Source organism: Arthrobacter sp. ISL-30 (genome assembly GCF_018613855.1).
Classification (GTDB): domain Bacteria; phylum Actinomycetota; class Actinomycetes; order Actinomycetales; family Micrococcaceae; genus Arthrobacter.
The window spans coordinates 41,333-49,613 of record NZ_JAGGPK010000048.1 but is presented as its reverse complement, the minus strand read 5'-3'; the positions used below and the strand labels follow the sequence as shown (position 1 = coordinate 49,613).

At 61.9% G+C, this 8,281-nt stretch carries 10 protein-coding genes; 6 read left to right on the top strand and 4 right to left on the bottom strand.

What is annotated here, in order from left to right:
* Positions 1-28 precede the first annotated feature (28 nt).
* Complete coding sequence (locus J7E82_RS17780) at positions 29-673, top strand: SMI1/KNR4 family protein (RefSeq protein ID WP_308113937.1); 645 nt, start codon at positions 29-31, stop codon at positions 671-673.
* A 430-nt stretch (positions 674-1,103) separates the two neighbouring features.
* Here J7E82_RS17780 and J7E82_RS17775 read toward each other — a convergent pair whose 3' ends face one another.
* Positions 1,104-1,250, bottom strand: a complete 147-nt coding sequence (locus J7E82_RS17775; RefSeq protein ID WP_214865029.1) for a hypothetical protein — start codon at positions 1,248-1,250, stop codon at positions 1,104-1,106.
* Positions 1,251-1,973: a hypothetical protein gene (locus J7E82_RS17770; RefSeq protein WP_214865027.1), complete on the bottom strand. Its 723-nt coding sequence runs from the start codon at positions 1,971-1,973 to the stop codon at positions 1,251-1,253.
* Positions 1,974-2,164: 191 nt separating this feature from the next.
* Here J7E82_RS17770 and J7E82_RS17765 point away from each other — a divergent pair, with 191 nt between their 5' ends.
* Complete coding sequence (locus J7E82_RS17765; protein WP_214865025.1) at positions 2,165-2,629, top strand: iron chaperone; 465 nt, start codon at positions 2,165-2,167, stop codon at positions 2,627-2,629.
* Between the two features lie 69 nt (positions 2,630-2,698).
* Here the strand turns inward: J7E82_RS17765 and J7E82_RS17760 are convergent, their stop codons facing one another.
* Together J7E82_RS17760 and J7E82_RS17755 are read right to left on the bottom strand one after the other, a co-directional pair.
* Entirely contained in the window at positions 2,699-3,850 is a 1,152-nt protein-coding gene (locus J7E82_RS17760) for a hypothetical protein (protein WP_214865023.1), read from the bottom strand.
* 447 nt (positions 3,851-4,297) lie between these two features.
* On the bottom strand, positions 4,298-4,651 hold the full coding sequence (locus J7E82_RS17755) for a hypothetical protein (RefSeq protein ID WP_214865021.1): 354 nt from the start codon (positions 4,649-4,651) through the stop codon (positions 4,298-4,300).
* Between the two features lie 148 nt (positions 4,652-4,799).
* Between J7E82_RS17755 and J7E82_RS17750 the strand changes: the two genes are divergently transcribed.
* The 4 genes from J7E82_RS17750 to J7E82_RS17735 all read left to right on the top strand — a co-directional run bounded on the left by J7E82_RS17750 (position 4,800) and on the right by J7E82_RS17735 (position 8,224).
* The gene (locus tag J7E82_RS17750) at positions 4,800-5,342 is read left to right on the top strand and encodes an SRPBCC family protein (protein WP_214865019.1); all 543 of its coding nucleotides are present in this window, start codon (positions 4,800-4,802) and stop codon (positions 5,340-5,342) included.
* A gap of 146 nt (positions 5,343-5,488) precedes the next feature.
* Positions 5,489-6,547, top strand: a complete 1,059-nt coding sequence (locus tag J7E82_RS17745) for a sulfite oxidase (RefSeq protein ID WP_251042079.1) — start codon at positions 5,489-5,491, stop codon at positions 6,545-6,547.
* Between the two features lie 103 nt (positions 6,548-6,650).
* Positions 6,651-7,295 (top strand): hypothetical protein, encoded by a 645-nt coding sequence (locus tag J7E82_RS17740; RefSeq protein ID WP_214865015.1) that lies wholly within the window; start codon positions 6,651-6,653, stop codon positions 7,293-7,295.
* A 164-nt stretch (positions 7,296-7,459) separates the two neighbouring features.
* Positions 7,460-8,224: a YcnI family protein gene (locus J7E82_RS17735; protein ID WP_214865013.1), complete on the top strand. Its 765-nt coding sequence runs from the start codon at positions 7,460-7,462 to the stop codon at positions 8,222-8,224.
* The last annotated feature ends 57 nt before the right edge of the window (positions 8,225-8,281 follow it).

The window sequence follows — 8,281 nt, the reverse complement described above, 5'->3', positions numbered from 1 at the left end:
GCATCGGTGGATCAAGGCTAAAGCACCAGTGACAGCCAGAACCATCCGCGGACCGGCTCCGGAACCCCTTATCCGCTCGTTTGAACAGGCTGCGCCGAACGGTTGGCCGAGCGATCTGTCGACCATGTATCGTCTCTTCGACGGTGCAGAACCGTCAACGGCGGGGAACATTCTCCCGAGGTATCGCCCACTTCCCTTGGAGGAAGCTGAGAAAGTGCGACAAATGATGCTCAGCATCTGGGCACAGGTCGGGGCGGACCTAAACGCAGAATTCGAACGGGAAAAAAGTTCCCCAATCTATCGAAACCTGCGGGCGGTCCATGAAGCCCACAGCAGCGTTCCTGTGCCCGAACCCCACAAACCCTATGACCCCGCAAGTGCTGAAGCTGATGAGGCCGGCACTCGCGCTTGGATGTTCATTTCCCCGTTCCTGCCGATCGCAGACAACAACGCCGGCGACTTCCTGTTCATCGATCTCAGAGCCGGACGGCAGCACGGCTGCGTCAGCGAGTATTTCAAGGACGACGCCGATTGGCGCCCAGCCATCTGGTCATCCGTTGAAGAACTCCTGGAGGAAATGCTGACCAGCCTGCGAACAGGACGACCAGCATTCTTCTCCAGGCCCTCGGTAATAGACGGTTGTCTGAATTGGAAATTCGTCCGGGAACTGTAACCAATCAAACAGGGCAGCTCCGGAAGGCCCAGACTGGCCTGTCCCGGGAGGCCGGTTCCCACTCGCGGTCAGGAAATGTGTGAATTGGAATGGCGGTCAAATCGGAGCTTCTAATTGGCGTTTCATTGCTCGCATTTGGGGAACCGTGAGCGGGATGCGCGCATGGACGAGGTGAGACTCGGGGCCCGAGTTGAAGAGCGGGATCGTGGCCCCGCCGGGCCAGTAGTCGTCTCGATGTTCCTCACGAACCTAAAGTTCGCCGCCGTACTTTCGCTCACCTAGCAATCCGATTGCAGCCGAGAGTGCAATTATCGCAAGGCCTGCCCATCATCCAGCTACTCCAAACGATTGCTAGAACCATCGCCACGAGACCTGGAACTGCTCCCGACTGGGTGGAAGGCGGGAATACAGCAACACCCCGCGTCAAGCTTCAGTCGCGGATATTCTCCTCCAGGTAGCCGACGACCCATTCGTGGAGCTGGCTGGTGCTCCAGGTGGGAGTAGCAACGAGGAGCACTTCGCGGTCCTCGCGGATGACACGGGTAATGCCGTCTTCACGCCCGAGGGCCTTGACCATTCAGCCTACCATCCGGTTGTGCTCATGGCCGATGTCCTCCCGCAAAGACACTTCAAGCTCCCGGCCGCGGAGCTCGTCGTCGCCGAGGTCTTCCACTTCCACGACAGGCTCGTCCTCGCCCGCCTCCTGTTCGACTGGGTTGTCGCCCCGGTTCAGATTGTCAATGAGTCCCCGCGCATACTTGGCGATGGTGTCGTCCGGAGATTCGCGAACCCCGTGTAGGACACCGTGGGCGTGGGCCGACGGTAGCCCAGGCAGGAAGTTGTGGATCTCGCCCTTGCCGCTGACAAGGCACGGGTGGTTGTTGTGGGCGTACCGCTTGATGCGGTGGCGGGCAATTTCCCACCGGGCCAAGGGTGCGCGGTCCTGCACCACGGCCGCGAGGTAGGACACCAGCCCGTCCAGCAGGTACAGCGACTCCAGGGACAGAGTCTTCTCTTCCTCGTACATGTACCGCTCCCAGGACGGCCACACTTCCCGCGGCACGCTGGCAGGGTCCGTGGCACCGGGGGCGTCCGGCCGTGTGAGGTTGGAAATGATCCACCGCCACAGGGGCACCAGACTCTCGATAGAGCCGTCGAGGAGAGCGTCAGGTTCCTGGCCGTGGGCCGACAGGGCGTCCCGCAGCCGCTCCAGTGCCGGCCCGCGCTCATCCAGATACTCCTGGAAGGCGACCTCGGACTGTTTCTTGGTCATGTTGATGTAGTTGACGTAGTGCGACATGGCATCCCCCTTTTACGGCCAAAGCATATCGACCTATTGAGGTGCGGGCTGCCCGGAATCAGGCGTTTGGGCCGCATTCGCGAGGTAGCGGCGGGGCCACGGGGCGATCGAGCAATTCTGAAGAAGCCGCCTCCGTTTCCGCTGCCTAGCATTAGGGTGTTCCCATCAGGTCGCGCAGAAAGGCAGCTGCAATGAATGACGCCGAAAACTCCACCACGAGCACCAAGACGTACGACGGGTTTACCGACGAGGAACGAGGCGCGATGAAGGAGCGCGCCAAGGAGCTCAAGGGGTCTACCGGCCGCGGATCGCGCGGTCCCAAAGTGGACGGGGAAAGCGAGGTGCTGCAAAAGATCGCCGAGATGCCGGAAGCGGATCGTGCCATCGCCGAGCGGCTCCATGCGATTATCAAGACCAGCGCCCCGGAGCTCTCGCCGAAAACCTGGTACGGCATGCCCGCCTACGCCAAAGACGGCAAGGTGGTCTGCTTCTTCCAAAGCTCAAGCAAATTCAAGACACGGTACGCAACGTTCGGTTTCAACGACTCGGCGAACCTCGACGACGGCACCATATGGCCTACCGCCTTCGCCCTGACGAAGCTGACCGCCGCCGATGAGGAAAGGATCAGCGCGCTCGTGAAGAAGGCCGTCAGCTAAGGACGGCCTTGGGCCGTCGGCGGGAGCGCCCGGGCCTTCGGACCGGGGTGTTTTTCTTCGTACCGCGCTTTACTGGTTCTGCTGCACAAGGCGGCACGGGATCGGCACGTTGCCGCCATAGAAGCTTGGGGAGGTGGGCACAACGAAGTATTCGATCCCGCCCGTCGCACATTGGGTTTTACCAATCATGACGTTGTCAGCCCAGACCGGCCCCGAATCCCTGACAGTCCAAGCCGGGAAATACATCGTCATGAGCATGAGCGCGAATCCAATCAGGACCGCGAAAGGCGCCTTGGGCGAGACACGCTTGACCGCCGACGCGAGGATTGGCACGACGCCCAGTACGAACATCGTGGGAACTACCGAGTATCGGCTGAATGTGAACAGCTCTTTCCAGTCGTCGCTACTGAAATGTGCGTAGTCGAAGTACTTGGTTGGGGTGACCACGACACAGGCAGCCCAAACCACGGCAGAAGCAGCGATGAACAGGCCGGCGAGCCTCCGGTCCCGACGCGTTCCAAGGATTATTACCGCTGCCACTACGACCGCCATCACGATTGAAACAATCACAATTGGAGCAGCCCCGAAATTGATGATCTGCTGCGTTATGTGCTGGGGATTGCCGTAGGCAATTGGACCAGCGGTGTTGATGAACCACCCGTATATAACGGAGAGCGGATCGATGGGGTCGCTGCCCACTCCGGACCTCGGGTAACTGAGGGTCGCAGAGACCTGACAAGCGAGTCCGATGGCGAGGCCAATCCGGGCAGGCCAATATGCCCGATCTTTCCACCGGAAGAAAAACAGCGGGACGAAGACGATCGAGATGATTTCCGTGAGCGAAGTGAGGCTGGCTGCAGTGAACAAGCCAATGGCACCCGCCACCGACTTGGCTGGCTTGATCAGAAGCCACGGCGCGAGCCACAGGAGGTACCAGTGAAAGTTCGCGAAGTTACCCAGCGTCTCAATGGCGCCGACGTTAACAAATACGGGTATTGCCGCCCATGCCCCGCGTATCCACACGTTCTGGGTAACGGCTTGCGCACAATGGAACGTCAAGACGGCGACGACTGCCACACCCGCACACGCCAGGACTGTCATTGCCTGCGCATAGTCAGCAACGGCGAAGAACCTCACCACTACTTCGGCCGCCAGTCTCGGTACAACGTGCAGATAGCCGGCGTAAGGCCTGAACGGCGTCCAGTCCTGGCCAGGAGCCATGGCGTCTGTGATGAATACGTTGCCGTCTTCAGCCCAAACAACTCCCTGAGCCCTTGTAGGCAGGCGCCACAAAGCCAAAAGAGTCAGAAGAACTACTGAACAAAGGTAGAAAATGGCGCGAGGAACAGGTTTCAAGGCTGATCGGCTCCATCGCCTATCAGGATCAGGCTTCGGATTACCACTACGCTGCCATGGCCGCCACAGCCGTTCGCTGCTTTCCGTCATGATCCCCATTTTCTTGTGTTGTTCGGGCTGACTCGAAGGTCCCCCTAACTTTATCGGCTAACTGCCGTCAATCTGTCGTCCGCGTTCGTCGTGCGATCGTTTGATCCACACCCGAACGCTCCCGCGGGATTCCTGCGACGCAATTGAAAAGCCCTTGGGATCCTGCCGTGACAGGCTCCCAGGGGCTTTCTGTTTTAGATCGGGTTCGGCAAATGCCCTCCGCTACATCCCCGGCTGGCCGGGCTGGTCCGGCTCCGACTTCTGGCCCGACCCCTTGAAACTCTCGGAAACCTTCGTGAACACGTCCTTGATGGTTGTTTCTGTGCTCGTCAGCAGGTCAGGCTGGACGTACACATTCTGTTCCGGCGGCAAACCAAATTCATTCTGGATATGGCCCGCTCCTGCTACGCCGTCCAACGCCACAAACACCTGCCCATCTGTCTTCGCAATTGCCCCAACGCGGCCGAATACGACCGTGGTCTCATTCGCCTGGAACCCAACTGTCAGCCCTATATGGGTCCTGTTCAGCTCCCCCGCTGCCACTGCCTTCTCGTTTGAACTTCCGCTGTAATTCACGATCTTCTCCTGAAGTTGGATGGCGCCTTACAGCAGCAGTCTATGGACGGACGAATGCAGACGTACAGCGCGGCGCGGATGTACATTGAAGCCCGGCGGCAGCGTCCGAAGGACGGCGGGACGGCATGCTTGGGATTCGGAGGCAAATATGGCGAGCACCGATTACGAGTTCCGGACTGTTTGGCGGGTCGCCGGGACTGTCTCCGAAGTGAAGAACATACTCGGCGATGCAATGTCACTGCCTCAGTGGTGGCCCTCTGTTTATCTCTCCGTCAGGCCCCTTTCAGCGGGCAACCCGGACGGCACCGGCCGGGCAGCAGACCTTCACACCAAAGGCTGGTTGCCGTACACCTTGCGCTGGACGCTCACCGTCACCGAACCGATCACCGATTCCGGCTTCGCCATTAACGCACAAGGCGACCTTAACGGAACCGGCAAATGGACATTCGTGCAGGATGGCCCGGAAGTCATCATCACGTACGACTGGCGGGTCAACGCCGCCAAACCGCTTCTCCGGCGGCTCAGCTGGCTACTGAGACCCGTTTTCTCCGCCAATCATCACTGGGCCATGGCGCGAGGCGAGGAGAGCCTGGCACTCGAGCTCCGCCGTCGTCGGTCCCCTGACCGGCCGGGAAGCATTCCACCGCCGCCCGGTCCCACTTTTGCCCGGTGGGTGCGCGGGAGGCAATAGGGGCCGGAGGCAATAGGGCACAGGCCCGGGCCGCAAGGTGAGGAAAAAATGTTCCTGACAGCGGGGGACCAAAGGTCCACACTGGGGATATGAGTGTCGAAACCAATGGTCCGGCCACCAACCAAGCCGCCCCTGTTTCCCCCGTCATGGTTCCCTCCACGGGACCCATCACTCGAGAAGAACTCCAACTTGCCTCGCGCAACCACGCCCTCCCCCTGGAGATGCTCCGCTGGCCGATTACCCCGGTTGGCATGCACTACCTCCTGATCCATTTCGACATCCCCAAGGTCGATCCCATTAGCTGGCGGCTCCGGCTGGGCGGCCTGGTTGACCACCCGCTCGAATTCACCCTTCCTGAGCTGAAGCACCGCGAACGCCGCACAGTGCCGGTGACCATGGAATGCGCCGGCAATGGCCGCTCCCGCCTGGAGCCAAGGCCCGTGAGCCAGCCATGGGACCAGGGCGGAGTCGGCACGGCGGAATGGACCGGGACTCCACTCGCCCCGATCCTGCACGAAGCCGGAATCGCGTCCGACGGCGTCGAGCTCGTCTTTACCGGTGCGGACCGCGGCGTACAGGGTGGAACAGAGCATCAGTATGCCCGCAGCCTCAGCATTGAGGACGCCATGGGCGACGACGTGCTGCTGGCCTATGAGGTGAACGGCCAGCCCCTGCCGCCGCAGCACGGCTACCCGCTCCGGCTGCTGGTTCCGGGCTGGTATGGCATGACAAGTGTGAAGTGGCTCGAATCCATCGAGGCTGTGGCCAAGCCGTTTGAGGGATACCAGCAGGCCATTGCCTACCGCTATCAGCAGGGACCCGATGACCCGGGCACGCCGGTCCAAAGGATCAGGCTCCGGGCTTTGATGGTGCCGCCCGGGATACCCGATTTCTTCACCCGCAACCGACTGGTACCGGCAGGTCCGGTGTTGCTGGAGGGCCGCGCTTGGTCGGGAACCCATCCGATTGAGCGGGTGGAAGTGTCCGTTGACGGCGAGTGGGCAGAGTCGCACCTTGAACCACAGGCAGGCGCTTACGCCTGGCGGGCCTGGACATTCCCGTGGGTGGCTGCCGCCGGAGAGCATGAACTCGCTTGCCGCGCCATTGATACCGCCGGCACTGTTCAACCGAACGAAGCCGAATGGAACTACCAGGGCATGGGCAACAACTCCGTGCAGCGCGTGAAAGTAACCGTCCGCAATTGACGCCCTTCCGAAGGCGGGTCCGCGACGAACCACCGGTAGGATTACGGGGCCGACTCCCCCAGGGAGGAGACGGCCCCGCCAATCAACTGCCGAAGGGGATGACATGCGCGCGCCGCAACGCAACACACCCTTCCAGGCGCTGCGTTCCGCCGCCCTCGCCACCGCCATTGTGTCCCTTGCGGGCGGAGCCCACGTCTTGGGTGGCGGCACACTGCCGGCTCCCCCAATCCTTCTGGCCGTGGTGGCCCTCACCGCGCTCGGGACCACGCTGGCAACACGCATTAAGCTAGGTCTTCCAGCCATGGCTACGCTCCTAGGCGGGGGGCAGCTCCTCCTCCACGAGGCATTTACGGCTCTGGGACAGGCGGTCCCTCCAGCGGCCGGGACCACGGGTCACCACAGCTATTCGTCGCGTGTGGTGATGGCCGCCGACGTCGGTGCTTCCGCCCACGCGCACGCGCCTGTCACCATCGCCGATGCCGCCATGCTCGCGGGCCACATCCTGGCCACCCTGCTCGCGGCCGTTGTGCTGGCCAAGGGTGAACAGTCACTCTGGCAGCTGGCCGCATGGCTGCGGCCCCTCGTGCAGCTTCCGCATGTCGTAAGGGTCCTGCCCGACGCCGGCACCTGTGTTGCGCCCTTCGGCGCACCGTCAGGTTTCATTCCCCGCCCGGGGCGGAACCTCAGGCAAGACAGCAGGCGCGGCCCGCCTGCCGCCGTCGTAATTTCTGACTCAGTACTTTTCTGACTCAGTACTTTTCCGACTCAATACTTTTCTGACTCAGTCCATTTCTGACTCCGCCCGGCGCCAGCCTGCAATCGCCCTTTTCATTGGCGCGCAAATTTTACGCGTGACGGGCATACCCTCCCTACCCCTCGCACGCCCTCTGCGTGCTCGAAAGGCCATCTTCCATGAACACGTCCCTGCTTCGTCGTACCCTCACCGCCGCTTCCCTGGCCGGGGGAACGGCCATCCTCATGCTGGGCGGTATACCCGCGGCGTCGGCGCATGTGTCCGTCGATCCGAACAAGACCGAAGCCAATTCCTATGCCCTCCTGACCTTCGGCATACCGCACGGCTGCACCGACTCCGGAACCACCAAGGTGACCATCACGCTGCCCCAGGAGCTCAACGATGCAACGCCCACCGTCAACCCCAACTGGAATGTAGAAAAGGTTGTGCAGGTGCTCCCCGAGCCCCGGAAGCTCGCGGACGGCACTACCATCACCAAGCGCACCGGGCAGATCGTCTACACGGCCAAAGCGCCCCTCGATCCACACATGCGGGACGCCCTGGTGCTGTCAGTGAAACTGCCAGACACTGCCGGGAAGACCCTTTACTTCCCTACACTGCAGAACTGCGAGCAGGGCCAGACCGACTGGGCTGAGATCCCGGAGGAAGGCCAGAACCAGGATTCGCTGGAGTCGCCGGCTCCCTCCATCGCCGTCACGGCAGCAGCGGGCGACGGACATGCCCATGGCGCTGCCGCCGTCGACACGACGCAGGCAACATCCGTAAACAACGACGGCGGGGCCGGCAACAGCGGGACCGGCAACGACGGCGGGGCCAACGTACGCAGTTGGACAGGACTGGCAGCCGGCGTTGCCGGACTCGGTCTTGGTGGCGCAGCGCTGCTCCGCGGCCGGACAGCTCGTACGGCCAAATCGGCCACCTAGCACTGGCTAGCCGCGTCTCTGGGCAGAATGAGGGCTGGCGGTTTTGACGCCCGGAAC

Bases quoted from the DNA above. Each gene is read 5' to 3' on its own strand.
- J7E82_RS17760 (WP_214865023.1), bottom strand. From the start codon at position 3,850: ATGGCTCCTGGCCAGGACTGGACGCCGTTCAGGCCTTACGCCGGCTAT.
- J7E82_RS17770 (WP_214865027.1), bottom strand. From the start codon at position 1,973: ATGTCGCACTACGTCAACTACATCAACATGACCAAGAAACAGTCCGAG.
- J7E82_RS17735 (WP_214865013.1), top strand. From the start codon at position 7,460: ATGAACACGTCCCTGCTTCGTCGTACCCTCACCGCCGCTTCCCTGGCC.
- J7E82_RS17765 (WP_214865025.1), top strand. From the start codon at position 2,165: ATGAATGACGCCGAAAACTCCACCACGAGCACCAAGACGTACGACGGG.
- J7E82_RS17775 (WP_214865029.1), bottom strand. From the start codon at position 1,250: ATGGTCAAGGCCCTCGGGCGTGAAGACGGCATTACCCGTGTCATCCGC.
- J7E82_RS17750 (WP_214865019.1), top strand. From the start codon at position 4,800: ATGGCGAGCACCGATTACGAGTTCCGGACTGTTTGGCGGGTCGCCGGG.
- J7E82_RS17745 (WP_251042079.1), top strand. From the start codon at position 5,489: ATGGTTCCCTCCACGGGACCCATCACTCGAGAAGAACTCCAACTTGCC.
- J7E82_RS17740 (WP_214865015.1), top strand. From the start codon at position 6,651: ATGCGCGCGCCGCAACGCAACACACCCTTCCAGGCGCTGCGTTCCGCC.